This window comes from Chryseobacterium geocarposphaerae (assembly GCF_002797535.1).
Taxonomy (GTDB): domain Bacteria; phylum Bacteroidota; class Bacteroidia; order Flavobacteriales; family Weeksellaceae; genus Chryseobacterium; species Chryseobacterium geocarposphaerae.
Genome location: NZ_PGFD01000002.1, coordinates 687,180 through 711,562, shown reverse-complemented (window position 1 = coordinate 711,562; position 24,383 = coordinate 687,180). Strand labels below are relative to the sequence as shown.

Annotated in this window: 23 protein-coding genes; 10 read left to right on the top strand and 13 right to left on the bottom strand. The window is 34.5% G+C overall.

The window, feature by feature from the left end; translation table 11 throughout:
- Positions 1-3 precede the first annotated feature (3 nt).
- Positions 4-1,161 (top strand): pyridoxal phosphate-dependent aminotransferase, encoded by a 1,158-nt coding sequence (locus CLV73_RS14920; protein WP_100377658.1) that lies wholly within the window; start codon positions 4-6, stop codon positions 1,159-1,161.
- 80 nt (positions 1,162-1,241) lie between these two features.
- Here CLV73_RS14920 and CLV73_RS14915 read toward each other — a convergent pair whose 3' ends face one another.
- On the bottom strand, positions 1,242-2,453 hold the full coding sequence (locus CLV73_RS14915) for a PQQ-dependent sugar dehydrogenase (RefSeq protein ID WP_100377657.1): 1,212 nt from the start codon (positions 2,451-2,453) through the stop codon (positions 1,242-1,244).
- Between the two features lie 110 nt (positions 2,454-2,563).
- On the opposite strand from CLV73_RS14915, the gene CLV73_RS14910 reads away from it, so the two are divergent.
- From CLV73_RS14910 to uvrB, 3 genes are all read left to right on the top strand, one after another.
- Positions 2,564-2,935 carry a BlaI/MecI/CopY family transcriptional regulator gene (locus CLV73_RS14910; RefSeq protein ID WP_100377656.1) on the top strand — a complete coding sequence of 124 codons (372 nt, stop codon included), beginning with the start codon at positions 2,564-2,566 and terminating at the stop codon, positions 2,933-2,935.
- Positions 2,936-2,938: 3 nt separating this feature from the next.
- A complete protein-coding gene (locus tag CLV73_RS14905; RefSeq protein WP_100377655.1) occupies positions 2,939-4,741 on the top strand; it encodes a M56 family metallopeptidase in 1,803 nt (600 codons plus the stop codon).
- Between the two features lie 68 nt (positions 4,742-4,809).
- On the top strand, positions 4,810-6,801 hold the full coding sequence (gene uvrB, locus CLV73_RS14900) for an excinuclease ABC subunit UvrB (protein WP_100377654.1): 1,992 nt from the start codon (positions 4,810-4,812) through the stop codon (positions 6,799-6,801).
- Positions 6,802-7,085: 284 nt separating this feature from the next.
- On the opposite strand, the gene CLV73_RS14890 is transcribed toward uvrB, so the two are convergent.
- The 4 genes from CLV73_RS14890 to CLV73_RS14875 all read right to left on the bottom strand — a co-directional run bounded on the left by CLV73_RS14890 (position 7,086) and on the right by CLV73_RS14875 (position 9,966).
- Complete coding sequence (locus tag CLV73_RS14890) at positions 7,086-7,340, bottom strand: DUF3820 family protein (protein ID WP_100377885.1); 255 nt, start codon at positions 7,338-7,340, stop codon at positions 7,086-7,088.
- Between the two features lie 10 nt (positions 7,341-7,350).
- Complete coding sequence (locus CLV73_RS14885; protein WP_394336980.1) at positions 7,351-8,439, bottom strand: AI-2E family transporter; 1,089 nt, start codon at positions 8,437-8,439, stop codon at positions 7,351-7,353.
- Positions 8,439-9,176 carry a beta-carotene 15,15'-monooxygenase gene (locus CLV73_RS14880; RefSeq protein WP_100377651.1) on the bottom strand — a complete coding sequence of 246 codons (738 nt, stop codon included), beginning with the start codon at positions 9,174-9,176 and terminating at the stop codon, positions 8,439-8,441. Before CLV73_RS14880 ends, CLV73_RS14885 begins: the two co-directional genes overlap by 1 nt.
- A gap of 67 nt (positions 9,177-9,243) precedes the next feature.
- Positions 9,244-9,966: a hypothetical protein gene (locus tag CLV73_RS14875; protein ID WP_100377650.1), complete on the bottom strand. Its 723-nt coding sequence runs from the start codon at positions 9,964-9,966 to the stop codon at positions 9,244-9,246.
- A gap of 47 nt (positions 9,967-10,013) precedes the next feature.
- Here CLV73_RS14875 and CLV73_RS14870 point away from each other — a divergent pair, with 47 nt between their 5' ends.
- The gene (locus tag CLV73_RS14870; RefSeq protein ID WP_100377649.1) at positions 10,014-10,991 is read left to right on the top strand and encodes an aminodeoxychorismate synthase component I; all 978 of its coding nucleotides are present in this window, start codon (positions 10,014-10,016) and stop codon (positions 10,989-10,991) included.
- Positions 10,975-11,601: an aminotransferase class IV gene (locus CLV73_RS14865; RefSeq protein ID WP_100377648.1), complete on the top strand. Its 627-nt coding sequence runs from the start codon at positions 10,975-10,977 to the stop codon at positions 11,599-11,601. Before CLV73_RS14870 ends, CLV73_RS14865 begins: the two co-directional genes overlap by 17 nt.
- A 49-nt stretch (positions 11,602-11,650) precedes the next feature.
- On the opposite strand, the gene menD is transcribed toward CLV73_RS14865, so the two are convergent.
- Positions 11,651-13,327 carry a 2-succinyl-5-enolpyruvyl-6-hydroxy-3-cyclohexene-1-carboxylic-acid synthase gene (menD, locus tag CLV73_RS14860; RefSeq protein WP_100377647.1) on the bottom strand — a complete coding sequence of 559 codons (1,677 nt, stop codon included), beginning with the start codon at positions 13,325-13,327 and terminating at the stop codon, positions 11,651-11,653.
- 270 nt (positions 13,328-13,597) lie between these two features.
- On the opposite strand from menD, the gene CLV73_RS14855 reads away from it, so the two are divergent.
- From CLV73_RS14855 to CLV73_RS19285, 3 genes are all read left to right on the top strand, one after another.
- The gene (locus CLV73_RS14855; protein WP_100377646.1) at positions 13,598-14,989 is read left to right on the top strand and encodes an RCC1 domain-containing protein; all 1,392 of its coding nucleotides are present in this window, start codon (positions 13,598-13,600) and stop codon (positions 14,987-14,989) included.
- A gap of 120 nt (positions 14,990-15,109) precedes the next feature.
- Positions 15,110-16,060, top strand: coding sequence for an isopenicillin N synthase family dioxygenase (locus CLV73_RS14850; RefSeq protein WP_100377645.1), 951 nt, complete (start codon positions 15,110-15,112; stop codon positions 16,058-16,060).
- Between the two features lie 226 nt (positions 16,061-16,286).
- Positions 16,287-16,454 carry a bacteriocin-like protein gene (locus CLV73_RS19285; RefSeq protein ID WP_449384842.1) on the top strand — a complete coding sequence of 56 codons (168 nt, stop codon included), beginning with the start codon at positions 16,287-16,289 and terminating at the stop codon, positions 16,452-16,454.
- Between the two features lie 89 nt (positions 16,455-16,543).
- Here CLV73_RS19285 and CLV73_RS14845 read toward each other — a convergent pair whose 3' ends face one another.
- The 7 genes from CLV73_RS14845 to CLV73_RS14815 form a co-directional block, all read right to left on the bottom strand.
- Positions 16,544-17,845: an HlyD family secretion protein gene (locus tag CLV73_RS14845; protein WP_100377644.1), complete on the bottom strand. Its 1,302-nt coding sequence runs from the start codon at positions 17,843-17,845 to the stop codon at positions 16,544-16,546.
- A gap of 76 nt (positions 17,846-17,921) precedes the next feature.
- A complete protein-coding gene (locus CLV73_RS14840) occupies positions 17,922-18,134 on the bottom strand; it encodes a bacteriocin-like protein (RefSeq protein WP_100377643.1) in 213 nt (70 codons plus the stop codon).
- Positions 18,135-18,242: 108 nt separating this feature from the next.
- Positions 18,243-20,435: a peptidase domain-containing ABC transporter gene (locus tag CLV73_RS14835; RefSeq protein WP_100377642.1), complete on the bottom strand. Its 2,193-nt coding sequence runs from the start codon at positions 20,433-20,435 to the stop codon at positions 18,243-18,245.
- A 54-nt stretch (positions 20,436-20,489) separates the two neighbouring features.
- Positions 20,490-20,735 (bottom strand): bacteriocin-like protein, encoded by a 246-nt coding sequence (locus tag CLV73_RS14830; protein ID WP_100377641.1) that lies wholly within the window; start codon positions 20,733-20,735, stop codon positions 20,490-20,492.
- A gap of 75 nt (positions 20,736-20,810) precedes the next feature.
- Positions 20,811-22,340: a vitamin K epoxide reductase family protein gene (locus CLV73_RS14825; RefSeq protein WP_100377640.1), complete on the bottom strand. Its 1,530-nt coding sequence runs from the start codon at positions 22,338-22,340 to the stop codon at positions 20,811-20,813.
- A 164-nt stretch (positions 22,341-22,504) separates the two neighbouring features.
- Entirely contained in the window at positions 22,505-23,548 is a 1,044-nt protein-coding gene (locus CLV73_RS14820) for a PA0069 family radical SAM protein (RefSeq protein ID WP_100377884.1), read from the bottom strand.
- Positions 23,549-23,671: 123 nt separating this feature from the next.
- Complete coding sequence (locus tag CLV73_RS14815; RefSeq protein WP_100377639.1) at positions 23,672-23,866, bottom strand: hypothetical protein; 195 nt, start codon at positions 23,864-23,866, stop codon at positions 23,672-23,674.
- Between the two features lie 151 nt (positions 23,867-24,017).
- On the opposite strand from CLV73_RS14815, the gene CLV73_RS14810 reads away from it, so the two are divergent.
- Positions 24,018-24,368, top strand: coding sequence for a hypothetical protein (locus CLV73_RS14810; protein ID WP_100377638.1), 351 nt, complete (start codon positions 24,018-24,020; stop codon positions 24,366-24,368).
- The last annotated feature ends 15 nt before the right edge of the window (positions 24,369-24,383 follow it).

Sequence of the window (24,383 nt, the reverse complement as noted above, 5' to 3'; positions counted from 1 at the left end):
AACATGTTTACAAATAACGATATTAATTTTGAGGCTCTGAAAAGGAAAGCCTACAACGGAAGATGGGCAACACTGGAAGACGGGATCATTCCTCTTACCGCAGCTGATCCGGATTTCAGAATGTCAAAGGAAATTGAGAACGGCATTATTGAATACATCAAAGACGGCTACCTTAGTTACGGCCCTTTTTCAGGAATTCCTGAGTTTAAAAAAAGCGTTGCAGAACATTTTAACAGCGGGAAAAACGGAAGCTTTACTCCTGAAAATGTTTTAGCGGTAAACAGTGCTGCAATGGGCATGTTCATGGTAGCCAAATATGTTCTGAATCCGGGAGATGAAGCGATTATTTTTGATCCAGTTGATTTCCTGTTCAAAAAAACAGTAGATGCTGTTGGCGGAAACATCAAATTATGCGCAGTCGACTCCAAAACAGGAGACATCGATTTTGAAATGCTGGTTTCTTTAATTGGTCCGAAAACCAAACTTATCAGCATTTGCAACCCACACAATCCTGTCGGAAGAGTATATTCCAAAGAAGTTTTAAAGAAAATTTCAGAAATTGCCGCGGCTCATGATCTGTGGGTAATGAGTGACGAAATCTGGAGTGATATCGTGTATGACAAAAGAGAGTTTAATACCTATTCTTCTGTTTCTGAAGAAGCAAAAAAGAAAAGCTTTACGGTTTTCGGATTTTCAAAATCTTTCGGAATTGCAGGATTAAGAATCGGAGCGGTTTTATGTAACGACCAGGATCTTTTGGATGATTTTACTGAAAAATCAAATTTTAATTCTACTATTGAAGGGGTTTCTACCCTGTCACAGATTGCAGCCAGTGTAGCCATTGATAAAGCGAAACCCTGGTTTAATGATTTTCTGACACACTTACAGCACAACAGAGATCTTGCGCACAGTATGCTAAGCAGTTCAGGAATTTTAACGCCTAATTTTCCGGAAGCAACATTCGTAATTTTCCCTAAGATTGAAAATGGAATATCGAGTGAGGCATTTACACAGCATGTTTTACAGCAAGGGAAAGTGGCAATTGTTCCCGGCTCGGAAAGATGGTTCGGGAAAGGAGCGGAAGGACATGTCAGAATCTGCTTCTCAACGTCTCAGGAAATTCTTACGGAAGGATTGAATAGAATAATTAATAGTTTCTAAATATATTTTCCCACGGATCTCACAAATTGCACAGATTCAAAAGCCTGTGTAATTCATGAAATCTGTGGGAATTTTTATCACTATTTTTTCGAGATTTTATATAATTTTCCACTGTCGGTTACCGCATATAGATTTCCATCCATTCCGTTCAGCACATCCCGGAATCTTTCTTTTTGATCTAGAAGCAATCGCTCTTCACCAATGACTTTATTATTTTTCATTACAATTCTGTTGATATGTTCTCCACTCAGACAACCGATGAATAAATTATTTTTCCATTCGTCAATATTCCCTGTATAGAAAGTAACTCCACTGGGTGAAACTACAGGATCCCAATAATAAACAGGTTGTTCTGTTCCTGCCTTCTGCGTTGTTCCACCATTTATCTTTTCCCCTGAATATTCAATTCCATAGGTGACATCGCCCCAACCGTAATTTTTTCCGGGTTGAATTAAATTAATTTCGTCTCCTCCTCTCGGTCCCATTTCCACATCCCAAAGATTTCCATTGGGATCTATCGCCAAACCTTGTGGGTTTCTGATTCCATAAGCATAGATTTCAGGCTTATATCCATCTTTTCCTATGAAAGGGTTTCCCGGTGCAGGTTTTCCTTCCTTAGTTATTTTTAATATTTTACCTAAATAATTATCCGTTTTTTGAGCATACACTCTCGTTTGTTTATCTGAGCGTTCCCCTGTACTTACAAACAGATTTCCGTCTTTGTCGAAAACCAATCTGCTTCCATAATGTTTATCCCCGTCATAAGAAGGTTCTGCCCTAAAAATCACCTGTATTCCTGAAATAGTTTTCAAATCCTGAGATAAGACACCTTTAGCAACAGACGTTAAATTCCCTTTACCAAATGGCTCAGAAAAACTAAAATAGATAATATTGTTGGATTTGAAATCCGGATCAAGAGCTACATCCAACATTCCGCCTTGTCCTTTTGAATCGACTTTTGGAAAACCTTCAATTTTTGAAATTTGTTTTCCGTCTGTAGAAACCACATTCATATACCCTGATTTTTCAGTAATCAGGAATCTTCCGTCCGGTAAATTGATAATTCCCCACGGTCTACCTAAACTTTTAGTTAAAACCTCGAATTTATATGGCGTTTTAGTTTTTACAGCTTTTATTCTTGTCTGCCCAACGAAAGCAGGCTTGTAAGAAGTGTTAGGCTCAAGGGTTTCAGCACTTCCATCAGAATGTGTTTGCTGGGCTGTCGTCTTTTTACATGAGGAGAAAAAAATGACAACACAAAGGATTCCTGAAAGATAATTGTAGATTTTCATAATTGATATTTAAGAGGTTATAACGATGAGTGGAAAAATAATGCCATAAAAAATTTGCATAATTAATTTTTTATTCTACATTTGTAGAAAAAAATATCAAAACGTAGAATATGAAAGAGATAAAACTTACAGGTTCCGAAAAAATACTCATGGAGATCTTATGGGAAAAAGAAAAGGTTTTTATGAAAGATATTTTAGAATCTTATCCTGAACCTAAGCCGGCCGCCACAACAGTTGCCACATTACTGAAACGAATGCAGAATAAAGATTTGGTTGGCTTTACTCTTTATGGTAATTCACGTGAATATTATCCTAAAGTGGCAAAAGGGGAATATTTTAAAGAAGAAATGACCTCCATGATCGACCGTTTTTTCAACAGCTCGGTTGCACAGTTTGCTTCGTTCTTTACCTCTAATTCAAAACTGACACAAAAAGAACTTAAAGAGCTTCGTGACATTATAGATCAACAGATAAAAGAATAAAAAATGGAAACTATTGTTTTAAAAATCATTATCTGTTCAGGAATTCTGCTAGGATGTTATCATCTGTTTCTGGCCAAGGAAAAAACGTTTGTTTTCAACCGGTTTTTCCTGATTTTTGCTCTGGTATTTTCTTACGTAGTCCCTTTTATGACTATAAAAACCCAACAAAAGGCACCTGCAGAAAAAATACTTTTTGAGGATGAAAACATCCTGCAAACGGTTTCTTATACACCAATTACCGTCTCAGAACAATCATTTGATTATACCTCCTTAATTCTCCCGGTTTATCTTTTGATATCAGGAATTTTACTTTGTAAGCTTCTGTTTTCAATTTATAAAATCAAAAGTCTTAAAGGAAGCAAAATCATCTATAGAAACAGAGTAATCAAAGTACTTGAAAACAATATGCCTCCCTTTAGTTTTATGAATACCATTTATATTTCTAAGGACTATTTTAAAGATGGCAAAATTGAAAACAGTATTTTTCTTCATGAAGAAATCCATGTAAAGCAAAAGCATACTGCAGATGTTTTATTTACAGAGATCCTTAAAATCTTACTGTGGTTTAATCCATTTGTTTATTTCTATAAAAGGGCAATGGTTACCAATCACGAATTTATTGCGGATGAACAGGTAATTTATAAAAATAAAAATATCAAAACTTATCAGGAGCTTATCCTAAAAGAAATTCTTAAACAACAGGATTTGAATCTGATTCACCAATTCAATTTTAACAACACCAAAAAACGATTTATTATGATGACAAGTAAAAATTCAAAATTTGCGAAAGCAAAAAAGTACCTCACAATTCCAAGTTTTATAGCATTGGCAGTAATTTTTGCCGATAAAGCTTATGCGAAAGAAAATCCGGAAAACTTAATTCAAGAAAAAAACAGTATAATTTCTGAAATTACATCGAATGACCCTTATACGAATTTTAATAAGATATTAGAAAAATATGCTCATCTTCTGAACAAGAAAGAATATGCAAAGTTTGAAAGGACCATTAGTACATCGGATAGAGAAAAACTATATGAATTTTATAGTGAATTGACAACCGAACAAAAAAAAGAAACCTTTATCTTTTTCATTAATCCTGGGAAGTTTGAAAAAAATATTCCGTCATCAGAAAACCTACAAGAATATATGAACTCCAGCAAGTATGGATTGTGGATTGACGGAAAGAAAACGAACAATCAGGATTTAAAAAATTATAGCTCAAATGATTTCTCCCATCAATTCGTTAGTAAAAGATATCCCAACGCTATCAGTAAAAAAAATCCACAGCCTTACCAGGTTAACTTAATGACCAATGAATATTTTAGTAAATATTTACAAGAGAAGACTAAAATTATAATGGGATTTAAAGCTAAAAAGGGTAATAAAGACACCATTACCCCTAATACACAAATAACTGCAAAACTTCAGGAAATTAAAAACACAAATGATGATAATACTGTAAAAGATTTAGCAGTTGCACCTCCTACAGCTCCAGCTGAAAATCTCGTTCAGGCAGAATTTCCTGGAGGCAACCATGAACTGAGAAAGCAGTTTGGCAATGCCTTTAACTCTTCAGTTTTCGGAAAAAATGAAAAAGGAAATATGAAAGCGGATATCTATATCTCAATAGATGAAAATGGCAAAACCACAGATATAAAAGCAGAAGGAAACACACCAACCCTCAACAATGAAGCTGTTCGTACGATGAAAGAAGTTGTTAACAATAAAACGTGGAAGCCTGCAACAGAGAATGGGAAACCTGTTCCAACAGCTTTTAAGTTACCGGTTTCATTTAACATACAATAAATAAAATACAAATGACGATTAAGGCCGTTCTGATATTTCAGAACGGTTTTATTTTGTAATTTTGTTAGATGCAATTCAAACTTCAGTCAGAATATCAGCCAACCGGAGATCAGCCCAAAGCGATCGAAAAGCTTACCCATGGAATAGAAATTGGTGAGAAATACCAAACGTTATTGGGGGTAACCGGATCCGGAAAAACGTTTACCATTGCCAATGTCGTGAACAATGTTCAAAGACCTACATTGGTTTTAGCACATAATAAAACACTGGCCGCTCAGCTTTTTATGGAGTTTAAAGAATTTTTCCCTGAAAATGCTGTAGAATATTTTGTAAGTTATTACGACTATTACCAGCCTGAAGCTTATATTGCCAGTTCCGGAACGTATATTGAGAAAGATTTAAGTATTAATGAAGAAGTAGAAAAACTTCGTCTGTCTGCAACCGCTAGTTTACTTTCCGGAAGAAGAGATGTTTTGATTGTTGCTTCGGTTTCCTGTATTTATGGTATCGGAAACCCAAATGAATTTCATAAATCACTTATTTCTCTTGAATTGGGAGAGAAAACAACAAGAACGGCCTTACTTCACTCGTTGGTTAACGCATTATACGCAAGAACCTTAAACGAATTCCAAAGGGGAACATTCCGTGTAAAAGGAGATGTGATTGATGTGTTTCCTGCTTATGCAGATAACGCTATAAGAATTCAGTTTTTTGGTGATGAGATTGAAAAAATCCAGAGCTTTGATCCTGTTTCTGGTAATGTAACCTCAAACTTTGAACAAATTCAGATTTATCCTGCTAATTTATTTGTAACCTCAAAGGAAACATTGAATGGTGCCATTCGTAATATTCAGGATGACCTTGTAAAACAGGTTGACTTTTTTAATTCTGTTGAAAAACCTTTAGAAGCTAAAAGATTACAGGAAAGAACCGAGCTTGATTTAGAAATGATTAAAGAATTAGGGTATTGTTCGGGGATAGAAAATTATTCAAGATATCTGGATGGCAGAGAACCAGGAACAAGACCGTTCTGTCTGATTGACTATTTCCCAAAAGATTTTTTAATGGTGATTGATGAAAGTCACGTTACCATTCCACAGGTTCACGCCATGTATGGAGGAGATAGAAGCAGAAAAGAGTCTTTGGTTGAATATGGTTTCAGGCTTCCTGCTGCAATGGATAACCGACCCTTAAAATTCCAGGAGTTTGAAGGCATGCAAAATCAGGTGATTTATGTTTCTGCGACACCTGCTGATTATGAGCTTGAAAAAACCGGAGGTGAATATATTGAGCAGATTATTCGTCCGACCGGGCTTTTAGACCCTATTATCGAAGTAAGACCTACTTTAAATCAAATTGATGATTTAATGGAGGAAATTCAGAAAAGAGCAGATGCCGATGAAAGGGTTTTAGTGACCACCTTAACCAAGAAAATGGCTGAAGAACTTACCAAATATTTTACAAAATTCGGGATACGAACCAGATATATTCATTCTGATGTAGAAACCTTGGAGCGTATTCAGATCATGCAGGATTTACGTCTTGGTCTTTTTGATGTTTTAATTGGAGTCAATCTATTACGAGAAGGATTGGATTTACCTGAAGTCTCACTGGTTGCCATTCTTGATGCCGACAAAGAAGGGATGTTAAGAAGCCGAAGATCTATGATCCAAACGGTAGGTCGTGCGGCGAGAAATGTCAATGGTAAAGCTATTATGTACGCCGACAAGATTACAAAATCGATGCAGGCAACACTTGATGAAACGGAATATCGTCGTGCCAAACAAATGCAGTATAACGAAGAGCACGGGAAAGTTCCTCAAGCGCTTAATAAAAAAATATCTGAGAATCTGGTTGGACGAAGTAAAGATTTCCCAGACGAAAAATATACTCAGAAAGAAATTCTACAGAAAGTTGCCGAAACCAAAGCTTCTTACACTTCTGAAGATGTAGAAAAAATCATTGCACAGAAACAAAAAGAAATGGAGACTGCAGCGAAAAACCTTGATTTTATAAAGGCTGCTAAGTTGAGAGATGAAATTGCAGCTTTGAGGGATTAAAAATATGCTTTAACTAATGCATAAAAAACAAGAAAAAAGTTTATTACTCCTAATAACATAAGTACACATCCCAAAAATCGCATACGTGAAGGCTTATATAAAAAAAGGAATTTTTGTCTTATCCAGCTTATTGCTTTATCATATTCTTCATAATAGATTTCGTTGGCATTATTATAGTAATTTCTACCTTGAAAAAAGGCTACTAGCCCTGTAATAAGAAAATAAATTGAATCAGCAATCATAATTATTTTTCGGCGGCATCTTCGATGCCGCCGAAACTTATTTTAAAATTTAAATGTTTTCGTTTTAAGCTTCTCGTAATTTACAGCTCCACCTCGAAGAGGAATTAATAAATCCATCAAACCATTCAGTTTAATTTCATAAATTGTTGAAAGCTGCATGCCTAGCTTCCCGTTTGGCATTCCTTTGCGATAAAACCATTCCAGATAACTTACCGGCAGATCGGCTAGAATTGTCCCTTCATATTTCCCGAAAGGCATTTTAACGACACAAATTTCTTTTAATATTTCAGGGTTTATTCCTTCCACTTTATACTATTATATTAATTTTATTATCAGTTTCTTCATCACTATCCGGAAGCTTTAAATCAGGGACGCTTTCTTCTGAAAATTCATTTCTGTAAACCTGAATTAAAAGAAGGGTTAAGGAAATGAGAATCGGTCCAAAAATAAGCCCCATAAAGCCAAACAGATTCATACCCATGATAATTCCGAAAACAGTATTTAAAGGATGAATATTTTCTAATTTTTTTAACAGCGTAAACCGTAATAAATTGTCTGTCAATCCTACAATGACAAGACAATAAATAGCTAATCCGATTCCCTGTCCTGTGTTTCCTTCTGCAATCATAAAAATACAGATCGGAACATATACTATTGCCGCACCTACGACCGGGATCATGGAAGCCGCTGCAGTAAGTGCAAAAAGCAGAACAGGACTGGGTGCTCCAAAAATGAAATATCCTACCAAACCCACTAAACCTTGCCCCATCGCAACAACCGGGATTCCGATAGCGTTTGCAATAATCAATTTTCGCATTTTTTCACCAATCAACGACACATTTGCTCTTTTAAGAGGTGCCGAAGAAGAGATTATTCTTTCAAAAAAGCGGGGCTTTTCCAGCATAAAATAAAGAATAAAATACATCGATATGACTACTGTAAGCGTATTGAAAGTACCGCTCAACGCTTTGGTTGAGAACTGCCCAACGTTACTTTTCAGTTTATCCATGTTTTCTTTGCTTAAAATATCAAATCCAACTTTTGAATAAATATAAGAATGTATTTTTTCCAGAAACACATTAAACTTGTCCATATAAGCCTGTGCATTTCCCAGTTTTTCAATCAAAAGATCAGCTATAAAATAAATAGGCAGGATAAGAATAATCAAACTAGCAAGCATTAATACCAAAGAAGAAAGCCAGGGTTTCCATTTTTTTTCCTCCTGAAGATAGAAATTATATTTCCGGCAAACGACATAAATGGTAATTGCGCCCAGTACGGAAGGAATAAAAAGGGCAAGATTAAAACAAATTAATCCCGCTAAAATTAGAATGATTGCAAGTAGGGAAACTTGCTTTATGGCAACACTGCTGATCTGTTTATCTTTATTCATTATTATTTATTGTATGTTATCTGCCTCGGTTTTCCCAAATAAGCACAGTAAGCGGAATACATTACAGTCGTCATGAATGCTCCCGTTAAAAGCACCCCGATACAACATGCCAAAAGACCGCAAAAGCTTAATATGAGCCCTAAAAGTGACACAACAAAGAACGTTCCGTAATTATCTTTTGCAATATTGTATGCTTTTCCCATTGCATCTATTGCCGAAGCATTTTCAAAAAGTAAAATAGGATAGCCCAACAAGAAGAAAGGGAAGACCAAAAAGAATGGAATACCACACATAGCCAATGCAATTCTTAGCACAACATGCGTAATTAAACTATAAATCAGAATATTTACAAAATTTTGTCTGTAGCCGATAAACAGGTCAGAAAATTCTATAGTCGCTTTATTATTATATTTATTGGTCATGTAAATCAATCCTACATATATCGGAGACAACAGAGCTCCTAAAACTCCTGAAAAAGAATAATACAGGGAAAATCCAGGTGAATAATAATACCTATAATTGGAAATATCACCATCAGAATCTCTGATATTCTCACCAAAACTCCAAAGGTTAAATCCTACAAGAGATTCCAGAATTGAGTCCGCAATCACATAAATGATCATGCTCACAATAGCATATAGAAAGATGCCTTTATACATTTCGAAAGCATGCGAAATAATAGATCCGGTATCCCGATTGGGTACAGAACCTTGCTGGTCAAATTCGTTAAATTCAGACATGGTTAATATTTTATGATTTATCAAATTTAATTTTTTTTGATAAAACAAAGGTTAAGTATCTGAAAATTTAACTTTTATCCGTAAAAACAGCTTTATAAAGTGAATAGATCATTGCATTCCAGAATGGAAACGTAAAAAGTCCTCCGATAAAAAATACAGCAAAACCAATGTATTTGAAAAGGAAAGCAACAATAATGCATACAAAAATTTCAACAAAATAGCTTTTTAGCACTTTAAAATTTAAAGATATGGCTTCAAAACTTCTTCTGTTGTCAAAGAACATAAGCGGTGCCACGAATAGTGTAATACAAACCCATACTGTAGGTAAAATAAATGTACCAAAAACTATCGCATAGACCATAAACCAAAATAATGCATAGGATATATATTTGAAAAAATTGAGCCCGTTATATCCGACAAACAGGTCGGAAAGCTCTAATTTCTCTTTCAAATCTATTTTTTTGAAAATCTGGAAAAGTCCAATATTTAAAGGATACAGGAAAACAAGAGTTCCCAAGAACGCATATCTGAAATATAGAGAATTCTCTGTTGCTCCCAGTTCTGCAGCTTTTTCAATATACGCTTCTGTACTTATTTTAAAAGCATCCATCAATTCCTGTTGCTGGTCCCAAATTCCGTATTTAGAGGCAAAGAAAAAAAGAGACGTAAAAAAAATGGCAAAATAAATGATGGAAAACATCAGCTGAAAAACCAATGTCTTATTCCAATAGAAAAAAGCCTGCTTCAAAATAAAATCAATTCCCGGTTTCTGTGGATATTTGTTCTGCATCAAAAAATTTTTGTGCAAAAGTAAACATCAATAATTACTTTTGTCGAATGTTTTCAATGAATCATCAAAAATTTATGGAAATGGACGAACTTTCTCTTCAGAAGGTTCCTTATTTCTTCATCATCGATTTTCTTGGCGAGAATGTGGAGGTATTTAAAGAAAGTGACATTAAAGAATCAGGTTTACTTATTGATTTTCAAAACTTTTCAAACGTAGAAAAGGTCTCAGAGCTCAATAAAAAAGTGGAATGGATCTCTTTTCCGGAAACTCAGGAAAGCTTTGAAAAAGGATTTAATGAAGTTCAGAAAAATATTCGTTTAGGGAACTCGTATCTTGTTAATTATACCCGAAAAACCAAAATTGAAACGAATTTAACACTTGAAGAAATTTTTTATCATTCAAATGCCAAATACAAGGTTTTTTATAAAGATTTTTTTGTATTTTTTTCTCCTGAAACTTTTGTGAAGATTATTGATGGGAAAATCCTGACTTATCCTATGAAAGGAACAATTGATGCTTCTTTGGATAATGCCGCTGAAATTTTAAAGAACGATAAAAAAGAAAAAGCTGAGCATTACACCGTAGTGGATTTACTAAGAAATGATCTGAGCATGGTAGCTGATGATGTGAAAGTAGATAAGTTTCAATACATTGATTTTATAAAAACACAACAAAAAGATTTATTTGCCATGAGCTCTGAAATTTCAGGATTTATAAAGCCTGAGTTTAATGGAAAGGTAGGCAGTATTATGAAAACACTCCTTCCCGCCGGCTCTATATTAGGCGCTCCCAAACCCAAAACTTTAGAAATCATCCTTAGCGCGGAAGGATATACAAGAGGATATTACACAGGAGTTTGCGGCTGGTTTGATGGAAAAAGCCTTGACAGCTGTGTAATGATACGCTTTATTGAAAAAGAAGGTAATAATCTTTATTTCAAAAGCGGAGGCGGAATAACGCACATGAGTAAATTAGAAGACGAATATCAGGAAATGAAAAACAAAATATATGTCCCAATTCATTGAGAGCATTAAAGTAGAAGATCAGGAAATTTTTCTTCTGGAATTTCATCAAAAGCGCATCAATCATACTTTTTCACATTTTGGAAAAGAAGGCTCTATTGATCTGAAAAAAATATATAACCATCTTGAACATGATGAGGATGGCCTTTTCAAGCTTAGACTCGTGTATGATCTTGATAAAAAAGTGCGTACCCAGATGATTCCTTATGCTATTCCCGAAATAGCCGATTTTCAATTGGTAGAAAACAACAGCTACGATTATTCTTTCAAGTTTGAGGACAGAAAAGAGCTCGACAAGATGAAAATGAAAGCTAAAGCCGAAGAGATTATTATTGTAAAAAACAACCATATTACAGATACCTCTTTCTCTAATCTTCTTTTTTTGAAAGGAAAAGACTGGTTTACTCCTTCTACATACCTCCTGAACGGAGTACAAAGACAAAATTTACTGAAACATAAAAAAATAAAAGAGACAGAGATCACTCTGCAAAATATTAAACAATTCTCACATTTTCAGCTGATTAATGCACTGAATGATTTTGATGATATGTTTGTCTATCCTATCGACAGAATTATCAATCTTCCCGATAATGAAGAATATCTGGATATTTAAATAAAAAGCCTCAGTATTAAAATACTGAGGCTTTTATTTTAGATAATGTTTATTCTTCTTTCATAAATTCAAAATAAGCTTTCAGAACATCTGCACTGTTTTTTCCGTACGTATTGACTTCCAAAATTTTCGGTTGGGTATCTGCTTTGAAAAAATTCTCCATTACTCTGTCAAGGGTAAGCTCATCTTCAACTCTGATATAAGAAAAACCAAAATGCTTGGCTAAATGCTCTGCATTTTTATGGTGTTTTGTAGCAATAAATTCATCTAACGTATTGGGATTAGCATTTCCAGGCCCCGGAATGATTTTAAAGATATTTCCTTCACCGTTATTAAAAATAATCACCCTTACAAATGGAGGAATATATTGATTCCAAAGTCCGTTGATGTCATAGAAGAAGCTCAAATCTCCCGTAATCAGCAAAGTCGGATTCGCATTTTTAATAGCAAAACCCATTGCTGTAGAAGTAGAGCCATCAATTCCACTGGTTCCTCTGTTACAGTAAATTCTATTTTTCCCAAAATCAAACAGCTGTGCATATCTTATTGCCGAACTGTTACTGAAATGGATATTATAATTCTCCGGAATCGTTTGAGAAGCTTTATTAAAGAAATAGAAATCCGAAAAATCGATCTTATTCAGAAACAACTCATGTTTAGCATCCTTTTTATCTCTTAAAACATCCCAAAGATTGTAATAAGGTTTAGGCTCAAGGCTGACAAATTTCAAGAGTTTAGCAAAGAAAACTTCAGGCTTTACTTCAATTTTTTCAGTTAAAGAAAAATAAGTATCCGGCTGCCAAACCTCATCCAGATGCCAATGCTGCTTCGGATGTGCGTTTCTTAAAAATTGCTTTACTTTTTTTGATACCACATTCTGACCTACTGTAATCAACAAATCCGGAGCATAGGTTTTATAATCTTGCTCCGTGAAATTAAAAATATAACGGTCTATATGTTTAAAGAATTTTTCGTGATGCAGATTAGAATTGGCCTCACTCAATACCACTACAGAATGATTTTTGACCAATTGCGTCAGCTGATTTTCCAATTCAGGGCTGTAATCTCTTGTCCCTATCAAAAGCATAATCCGTTGAGAAGTATTCCAGTCTGCAATCAAATTGGATGGAATCTCATATTCTTTATGCTTAATTGTTTTTTCCACTGTAGGAAAAGTAGGAAGCTCAGAAACCAATTCATATAATGGTTCTTCCAAAGGAATATTAATGTGAACCGGACCTTGTTTTTCAAAACAAAGCTCAATTGCCTTTTTAATGGTTTCAAAATTCTGGTCTTCTGCGTTTTCCTTGCTGTCCTCCAAAAGCTGAAAATCGCCATATGAATGCTGATGAAAAATATTGTTCTGTCTTATGGTCTGTCCGTCAAAAAGATCTACAAAATCCGTAGGTCTGTCTGCCGTTAAAATCAACAGAGGAATATTCTGATAAAATGCTTCTGTAATGGCCGGATAATAATTGGCCGCAGCAGATCCGCTTGTACAGGTAATAGCAACCGGCTTTTTCTCACTCTTTGCCATTCCCATTCCTACAAAAGCAGCACTTCTTTCATCTACAATACTGTAACAATGGAAATTATCCATTTCTGAAAAATGAATCGCCAAAGGAGCATTTCTTGATCCCGGAGAGATAACTACGTCTGAAATTCCATATTGTTGAAGAAGGTGTGCGAGTATCTGAATACTTCTTTTAGAAGAATATTTTTTCATACGACAAATTTAATTCATAATTACTTAACTGTAAAATGATTTAGGAGGTGTTTTGGTTTTCATACAATTAAATGTATTAATGCTCAGTATTGGCTAAAAAAACAAAGCGTTTTCGATACCCGATTATTCCATCCGAACCCAACACCTTAAATTTCACAAATATTGATAAGAAAAATACCAAATTTCATATATTTACATAAAAAAATATCACGATGGTGGGATTTTTATTACTTTAAATTCATTATTTACAAGCAAATCAAAAACTAGACTATGAAAAAAGTTTACTATCTCCTGGCAATGTTGGGATCATTTCAATTTCTGCACTCACAAAGCAACCTTTGTGTAACTGATATATCTTTTAAATATTACACATTATCTATATTTACTAATGATGGAAAAATCTATACTTGGGGGCAAAATCCTTATGGACAGGTAGGAAATGGAACAACTCAAACTCAAAATACCCCGTGGCTTCGCCCGACAACACCAAAATTCGTTAATATATATCCCTCCATCAATCATGCGGCTGCAGTAAGTGATGATGGGAAAATATATACCTGGGGCAGAAACGACAGAGGAGCCCTAGGAGACGGTACAATCATAAACAAACTAACCCCAGTACAAGTAGGCTCTAATACAGATTGGGTGAAAGCACAAGCCGGAAACGCCCATACTATTGCACTGAAAAACAACGGAACTCTTTGGGGATGGGGAAATAATTCTGCATGTGAACTTACAAGTGCTGAAGCAGCTCCATATCCTAATAATTTTTATACACAACCCGTACAGCTTAGTCCTGATAACGATTGGATTGACATCGCTTCCGGAGGCGCCAGAACTTTTGCCATCAAAAGCAATGGAACTCTTTGGGGAAAAGGCAGAAATGACAAATTCTCCGTTGGAGCTCCGCTTTTGGCCGATGGAACCTGCGTAGTTAATTTAACCCAAATAGGAACAACGGCAGATTGGAAAAAGGTTTCTTCATCTGTGAATGATTTTACACTTGCGATAAAAACAAACAATACCTTGTGGGGATGGGGTGACAATATTGATGGTGCTGTGGGAAACGGAACTAGCCAACTCGTACAAACCCCAGTGCAAATTGGAAACGATACATGGAAAGACGTAGCAGCGGGCACATCTTATACAATAGGAATAAAAAGTAATGGAACTCTCTGGGGATGGGGAAGAGGCTGCTGGGATACATCTGGAGCAATAGTTGTACCGCCTAATTCGCTTTCTCCTGTACAGGTCGGCACAGAATCTAACTGGGTAAAAGTGGCTGCTGGAGGCTGTGCTAATTACGCCTTAAGAGCAGACAATACCGTTTGGGCTTGGGGAGGTGTTTTTAACAATGGCGTATATACTACTTACACTACTCCTACACTCATTTTTCAATGTGAGTCACTATCTACTTCTGAAAATGATAAAGAATTATCCAATCTTGTATTATACCCGAATCCTACTGTAGATAAAATTTCATGGGCACAAAACATTCCTATTGAAAAAGTTACCATTTACGATATGAGTGCGAGAAAAGTATTATCAGAAAATGTATCCGGAAGCTCTGTGAATGTTTCACATCTCACAAAGGGCACTTATATGATAAAACTTGAAAAGAAAGATAAAACGTTCTATAACTCGAAATTTGTTAAAAAATAAGAATAAAGGAGTTTATTTTTTACTTGCATAACATCGAACTTCCCACTATTTCATTAACATAAATGAAAACATAATGGTATATAAAAAATCTGTAAATTAGCACTTCGTAAATTTCTAAAAATGGATAAAATACCTAGTGTAGACCTGCGTGATTTCCTTTCGGGTGAACCGGAACGCAAACAGAAATTTGTAAATGAAATCGGAAAAGCTTATGAAGAAATCGGATTTGTTGCCTTAAAAGGGCACTTCTTAGATGATAAGCTGGTAAGTGAATTGTATGGAGAAGTTAAAAACTTTTTTGAACTTCCAACGGAAACGAAACAGAAGTATGAAATTCCGGGAATTGGTGGACAAAGAGGGTATGTAGGATTCGGAAAAGAAACCGCAAAGGGTTTCAAAAAAGGGGACTTAAAAGAATTTTGGCATTTCGGACAGTATCTGTCTGATGATTCAAAATACAAAAGTGAGTATCCTGATAATGTAATCGTTGATGAACTGCCAAAATTCAACGAAGTAGGTAAGGAAGCTTATCAAATGCTTGAGAAAACTGGACAGTATGTTTTGAGAGCTTTGGCATTACATCTTGGACTGGATGAGTTTTATTTTGACGACAAAATTGCAGAAGGAAACTCAATTTTAAGACCTATTCATTATCCTCCAATCACAGAAGAGCCGGATGACGCTGTAAGAGCAGCTGCGCATGGAGACATCAACTTAATCACTCTTTTAATGGGAGCCCAGGGAAAAGGCCTTCAGGTTCAAAATCATAAGGGAGAATGGATTGATGCAATTGCAGAACCAAATGAATTGATGATCAATGTTGGAGATATGCTTTCCAGACATACCAACAATAAACTGAAGTCAACCATTCACAGAGTGGTAAACCCGCCAAGAGAATTATGGGGAACTTCAAGATATTCAATTCCTTTCTTTATGCATCCAGTAAGCGGAATGTCGTTAAATGCTCTTGAAAATTGTGTAAACGAAAACAATCCTAAATTGTACGAAGACACTACTGCAGGAGAATTTTTACATGAAAGATTAATTGAATTAGGATTGATCAAAAAATAACAAATAATGAAACGGGTATTTTACCCGTTTTTTTTTTATTTAAATTAAAGTTTTTCTTCTAAAATATTTTTGTATTTTCCAACTCTTACCAATTTTTTTTACAAGCTTTTGGATACATTAATTTTAATTATTGAACAAAATTTAATTACAAAATATCCCACATTTGTTTGAGTTATTAGTTTTTTGATTACCTTTACGTTAGTGTCAAATTTTTAACTAAAACAATATGAAAAATTTAAAGAAATTAAACAAAAGCCAGCTAAAAGCTATTACTGGAGCAGGAGGAATCAAAACACCTACAGAACCTGAATTTTGCATGTATTCATGTCCGGATGGGACAATTGTTTGCGCTGCATGTAGCGACGACTTCAAATGTCCAGATAATTCAATCTAATTGAAATTCAATACGCTTAATAAAAAGAAACCGTTCCTTTGGAGCGGTTTTTCTTTAATGTTTGAATTGTAAGGACTAGCAGATCTGTTTTAACTTTGATAGCCTAATAATTTTCTTATCTGATAGAATATCCTTTCAATAAGTCTTAAATCTTTCGTTACGATTTCAGCATTTCCTCTTAGTTCTTTATCAAATTTTAAAGTCTTATTGTAAGATGTTTTCAGTCCTTTAGAGAGAATAACATCTACATAATAATTCCCTTCTGCATCCGGAATAAGAGAAATATTTTGAACTTTACCTTCAATAATACCAAACTCCTGATAAGGATAATTATCAAGCTTTATTAATACCTTTTCTCCTGCGGTAATTTTTCCTGAATTCACTGTAGGTACAGACATTCTCCCTACCAAAGCTTCCTTTTTATCAGGTAAAATAGAAACAATAGGATCTCCGGTTTTTACAAACTGATTAACACCAAAAAACTGTTGAAAGCTGGCAACACCATTAGTTGAAGAAGTAATAAGATAGGTTTGCTCCCACTGCTTTAATGATTTTCTAAGTTGCTCAAATAATTGCAAGGTCTGAGAAGAATAGTTTATTTTATCTTTTTCGGTATTAATAGCTGTACCGCTTTTTGTCTTGTTTAGATTAGAAATACTTTCCTCCATTTGGGATATGGAAATATTGATATTCTCTAAATTCTGCTGGGCCTGAAGATATTTTATTTTTTCATTTTCCAATTCTACCGCCGCAATAACCCCCTGATTGAAAAGCTTTTGAGACCGTTGATAATTTTTCTTTGTAAGGGTATATTTTAAGGTCTCAAGGTTTTTTTGTTGTTTTAAAGTAGAGATCCTGCTTCTAGATTCTACAATACTTTGATTAGCCGCTAAATTTTCAGGAGCATAAGGCTGAAGTCTGGTAAATAAATTTTCATCCTGAAGTGCTTTTGCAAAATTATTATACTCACCCTGAAGTTCTCCCAATTTGAAATAAGAACTTTCATGCACCGGAAAAGATGATAAATGATTTGAAGCAATGGTATCCACGATCTTTTTAAGCTTTAGGATATCCTCATAATTTGCCGCTGATTGTAAAACCATAAGAATATCACCGGTTTTAACTTTCTGATGATCTCTGATAAATATTTTTTCAATTTTTGAACTGCTTCTCGCTTCAATTTTCTCCGGAGGGTTTTGAGAAGTCACTACAATAGGGGCCGGAACGAATTCAGGATATTTGATGATATAACTCATCATCAATATCATTATTAATATGATGAGAAAAATTGTGTTTCCCCAACGAACCATCCAATGAGGAGGCTGCGTAAGAATATCCTGAACGCTCTCCGAGCGTAGTTCTATATTGTCTAAAACGTCTTTTTCTGGCATCTTTATCATAAGTTAAATCCCCATATACGGGGATTTAACACTATTTAATTTAAATAAATCTTTCTTTTATAGAGATTTAGAGTGTTCCTACACATCTTTGCTCATCGTACATATTTTCCCAAATACAAGATCCCCCCTTCGGGCACCATATTAAATTGCATGGACAAGCATATCCATCATTTTCAGGTATTTGATCTCCAGGAATAATTTGTGCAAAACAATCATCTCCAATTCCTCCTCCCTTGATTGATTTAAGATCTTTTCTTGCGATTTTTTTTAAATTTTTCATAATAATTTTAGTTTAATTTGATTCCTACTCTGTTAGCTTTTCGGATTCCGCTTTTATTTTATGTTTAAATATAAAAATATTTCTTCACTGTTTGATTTATTTTCAAATTTAATTCCCTAATTCCAATTGATTTTTTACAAGTCTGTAATATTCTCCTTTCAAAGCCACCAATTCTGCATGGCTTCCCTCTTCTACTACTTTTCCCTTATCCAATACAATAATTTTATCGGCATGCTTCACAGTAGATAATCTGTGCGCAATAACAACCGCAGTCTTCCCTTTGAAAAACTGTTCAAGGTTTTCCATAATCACCTTTTCGTTATTTGCATCCAACGCACTTGTAGCTTCATCAAAGAAAATATATTCCGGAGATTTGTACACCGCTCTGGCAATAAATAATCTCTGCCTTTGTCCTCCACTAATTCCCACTCCTTCATTACCAATTTTAGTATTATAACTGAGAGGTAAACTTTCAATAAATTCTTTAATGTTTGCAATTTCTACAGATCTTCTCAGTTTTGCTTTATCCACATAGTCTTCTCCCACTGCAATATTATTGGAAATCGTATCATTAAATACATATCCTTCCTGCATTACCACACCACACTGATCTCTCCAGAACCTAGGAGAAATATTTCCCATTTGGGTATTGCCTATTCTTATCTCCCCTTCATTGGGTTCATAAAACTTCATTAATAATTTCAGGAGTGTGGTTTTCCCACTTCCACTGGCTCCAACAATAGCTGTAGTTTTTTGATAAGGAATACTTAAGCTTAAGTTTTCAAAAACATATTGATCTGAACCAACATATCTGAACGACATATTCGAAATTTCAATATCCTGTTGAGGAATTTCTGTCACATATTGTTCGTCCTTATTTTCTTCATCCTCTTTATCATGAATCTCTCCTAATCTTTCAAGGGAGATTTTGGCATCCTGAGTTTGCCTGATAAAGTCAATTAATTGCATCAAAGGACTATTAAGCTGCCCAATAATGTACTGTACTGAAAGCATCATCCCTAAAGTTAGGTTCCCTGTCAGTACAAGTTTAGCAGATAAAAAGCTTATAAGAATGTCTTTCATCTGGTTGATAAAATTTCCTCCTACTGACTGCCATTGTTCCAATGATAAAGATTTTATTCTAAGCTTAAACAGTTTTACCTGTAAAAACTCCCAATCCCAGCGTTTTTGCTTTTCGGCATTGTGCATTTTTATTTCCTGCATGCCATTAATAAGCTCAATAACTTTGCTTTGTTCCTGAGAAACCTGAGAAAACCTTTTATAATCAAGCTCTTTTCTTTTTTTAAGAAAGAATGTTATCCAGCCTATATACAATGCAGCTCCAATAAAATATACAATAAACAGCCTGTAATCATAAAATAGCAGAACAATACTGAAAATAATAAGATTGACCAATGAGAACAAAGTGTTTAGCGAAGAACTGGTCAACAACTGTTCAATCCTGTGATGGTCATTGATTCTCTGCATAATATCTCCCGTCATTCTGGTATCAAAGAAACTGATAGGAAGTTTCATTAATTTGATAAAGAAATCTGAGATAATGGAAATATTTATCCTTGTCGAAAGATGGAGCAAAATCCAGCTTCTGATAACCTCAATTCCCATTCTTCCCAGAAAAAGCATGATCTGAGCTAAAAGTATAATATAGATAAAACTCAGATCCTGATTCTGAATCCCGACATCTACAATACTTTGAGTTAGGAACGGGAGAATAAGAGAAAGTAAGCTTCCCGCCAACAATCCCATCGCCAACTGTATAACAAGCGATTTATATTTTAAAAGATATTTTGAAAGAAAAGAGAAACTGGCCTTACTTTCCTGATCATCAAATTCGGTTTGAAAGAATGCCGGTGTTGTTTCAAGAATAAGTGCTATCCCTTCTTCTGTTTTCTCATTGGCATTTTCTCCGATCCATCGCGTAATAAATTCTTCCTTTGTATAAGAAATAAGTCCGTAGCTTGGATCGGAAATATATACATGGTTGTTTTTATCAATTTTATAAACTACAACAAAATGATTTTTATTCCAATGAACAATGCAAGGAAACGGAACCTCTACGGCCAGCGTTTCAAAATCCACCTGAACACCTAAAGACCGAAATCCCATGTCTTCAGCAGCATCACTTAATCCTAATAAACTACTGCCGTCTCTTGTTGTTTCAGATAAATTACGAATTTGTTGCAGAGAAATATTCTTGCCATAATATTTGCTAATAATCCTAAGACAGGTTGGACCACAATCCTTCGAATCTGGCTGAAGGTAAAAAGGAAATTTTTTCATTATCCGTTTAAAAATTAGAGACTGTTATTAACAGTCCCCTAAATAATTTTTTTCTTAACAGCCTTCAGGAGCTGGTATAATTGCACTCCAACCACAGACTCTTATGTTAGTAGCATTTTCTGGAACAGTAAAGTCATAATAGTTATTAGGAACACCGATTCCATTAACGTCATCTTTATCTGTTGTACTAAAACAATATCCAACTCTGTAGCACTGAAGCCATTCTGGGCTGTTAGGATTTCGGTATCCTCCTGTAATTCTAGATAAATCTGCTCTAGAAACTTTCTTTAAATTTTTCATAATAATAGATTATTAATTTTTCCTACTCTACAAGCTTTTCGGATTCCGCTATTAATTTTCCTAAATTAGTGAATTTTATATAACGGAAGTGACATCCTTATAAATTTCCTCATCCTCCATCAACTCACCAATAAAATAATGAATATCTTCCCTATCATATTTATCCGGGAATTGGTACCCATTAATTAAAATAATAGGCGTAAAATTAATTCCCGCATTCTTATTTTCAACAGACATACCGACAACCGGACTGAGATTTTCATGGCTGGATTCAATTCCTGCTTTCTGTCTTACTTTGCTTTCATCCCTTGTCTCAAACCAATACTCAACTAAGTCTACAAACTCCTGTTCAGTCTTATTTTTATAGACATACATGAAATCAGACATCAATTGAGTGAATTTTTCATTTTGCTGATCCGGAGAATAATTAAACCTCATCTGAACCGAAATATCATCAGGATACTGCTGCAGTAAGTTTTCTACTATCTTGTGAGCTCCTTTACAGAATCCGCAATACGGATTAGAAACAACAGAAAGATGAAGTTTAGCTTCCTTATTTCCGACGAAAAAAGTATTGTTATCTGTAAATTCAACTCTTTCTTTATCTAAAAGTTCTCTTTTAAAAAGATCATAGTTTCTTTTAAATCTAAGGTTTTTAGCATTGGATTTTTTAAGCTCTTCTTTTTGATTCAATAAGTTATTGAAAAAAGCCGTTGTAAAAAACAATGAAGCAAACACGATAGCACTGATAAAAATGATTGCCAAAGAAACTCCCCAGCTGAAATATACCGAACTTATTGCAATCTGAGACAACAAAATAAATATGATCAGAAAACAAACTCTACAGAAAGATTTCTCTACAAACAACTGAATATACAAAGAGTATAAAATTACAAATGCAGAAGCCAAAGCTGTAATTCTTAAAACAAACTGTGCGTCAGGAAAAATAAGTCCCATAAAAGTAATCCCTAAGAAATACACCAGACTGAAATCTGACAATTTTAATCCTAAAACATTAGTCTTATCAGAAGAAAAGATCTTTGAACACGCGCTTTGAGTAGTATTTTTGGCTCCTGCTCCACAAATATTATTCACGATCACAGATTCTTGTCCGAATTTTTGATTAAAAAGCTCCAATGAAATATAAACTCCCGCTAAAGACAATATATTAAAAATACTTTCATACCAGCTAAACTGAAGCAAAGAATATAAAATAATTAATCCGAATATAGAATAAATAACGGGCTTAAAATTGAAGGATGAATTCGATTTTGCGGCTTCTGTTTTTTCAAAAAGAAGTATAAAATCACTTGAATTCTTATAAAGCTCTTCTTTTGTTACATTTTTTATCTTATCAGAATATACCGTAAATTGATCTCCCCTTTTCTTCACCAAAGAAAAAGAATTGTCAACCACAGCTATATATTCTTCCGGAAGTTCATCCCAATATTCTTTATCCAGTTCATAGGCATCATTCCTCAATCCTAAAAAGTTTAAGGTATCACTGAAAGCTAATGCCGACGGATAATTAGGATGAGAGCTAAACTGAAAATAAAATTCTTGCTTATCAAGCTTGAAATAGTCTATTAGTTTTTCAAAATTCATAAATAGTTCTGTAATTTATCATGGTATAATATTACTTCTGTCCTATCTCATTCAAGAAGTACATCGGATAAATATACTGCTTTCATTCAAAATATTTCCAAAATAAAGGAATTATTCTGTGTTAATTTTAAGAAATTTGAGTAAATAATTGATTTTGAATAAATTTAGAACAACCTCAACTGCTGCTCCTTAGTTCCGGTAAAGTTTTCGGTAGATAATTTTGGGAATTCTTTCCCTTCAAAAAACTTCTTTCGGCCGATTTTAAAAGTATTGTGAATCATTTCAGCAATATTTCCATCTCCCTTTTGCCTGTCGAAATATCTTTTTTCTCCAAGCTTCCCTCCTCTCATTGACCGAATAAGGTTTAAAACTTTCTGAGCTCGATCAGGGAAACAGGTTTCAATCCAGCGCACAAATACTGGTTCTACAGTATCATTTAACCGTACCAAAGTATATCCAAAGCTGTTAGCTCCTGCTTCCGAAATAACTTTTAAAATCGATAAAGGTTCGTCACTATTCAACCCGGGAATAATGGGAGCGACCATTACATTCACGGGAATATGATTTTCAGAAAGAATTTCTACAGCTTTCAGTTTGTTTTTCGAAGAGCTTGTTCTTGGCTCCATTTTTCTTCGCAGATCTTCATTTATGGTTGGAATACTCAATGAAACCGAAACCAGCTTTTGTTCGGCCAAAGGCTTTAGAATATCCAGATCCCGCAAAACCAAAGCATTTTTTGTCAGAACATTTACAGGATGTCTGTAATCCAGACACACTTGTAACATCTTCCGGGTAATTTCAAATTGCCTTTCCGCCGGCTGATAACAATCCGTATTTCCTGAAAGCAGAATAGGCGCGGGTTTATATCCTTTTTTACGGAAAAATTTTTCCAGAAGCTCAGGAGCATTTTTTTTGACCATGATCTTTCTTTCAAAATCAATTCCGGCACTATATCCCCAATATTCATGAGTAGGCCTTGCAAAACAATAAGAACATCCATGTTCACACCCCTGATAAGGATTCATAGAATATTCCATCGGTAGATCTTCACTTTTCACCTGATTTACAATAGTTTTCGGAAACACTTCGGTAAAGGTTGTTTTTACCGTTTCGAAATCCTCATCATCAGGTTCAAATGTATATCTGTCAAAACGATTGATAACATTTCGCTGTGCACCCTGACCTTTTATACTATTTTCGTTCTGCATTTCGAATGTAAAATTAGAATGGAATTTTCTGAAAATAATGAGTTTTAACACTAAAGTTTTCCACAAAAAAACCGACCCTTTCAAAAGGACCGGTTTTAAACATAATTTAAATATATTCTTTTACTACTTCAATGCATAAAACTCTACTCCATGATAATCTTCATCATGATTTTTTCCATCAAAATGTCTGTGATAATCTGAGTAAATATCATTATATTTTTTATCCTTTTTAGTCAATATTTTTTTAATTCCGATAAAACTCAATACTGCCAAAAAACCAACTCCTCCTGCCAGTAATACTCCAACTTCTTTTTTCATATTCTGTTATTTAATTTCTATATATTCATTACAAAAAGCATACCTATTGTTATTTTTCAAATTATAAATTTTGTTAACATTGGTTTTGGCACAAATAGTCATATTACAGGTATAAATGGTTTAATTCTTGTAGTGATTATGAAAAAACATTATGGAAAACGCAGACAATATAGACAGAATGGTGACACTGAGCCAGGTAATGGAAAAACTGAGACAAAGAGGAATTGATAAAGAACTGAGAATGAATGATCAGGGAGAAATGAGGTTTGAAGACTCAGAAAAAAAATATGAATCTTCTGAATTAGTCATCTTAAAAACATACCGTTTTGAGGGAGACAGCAACCCGGACGACAACGCCGTACTCTATGTAGTAAAAGACAATATGGGAAATCATGGGATGATTATTGATTCCTACGGAGCCGACAGCAATTATCCCGGTGAAGAATTCGATAACTTTTTAAGAAGTATTCCTGTAGAAGAAATTGACGATTATAATTTTTAAATATATAAAACTCCT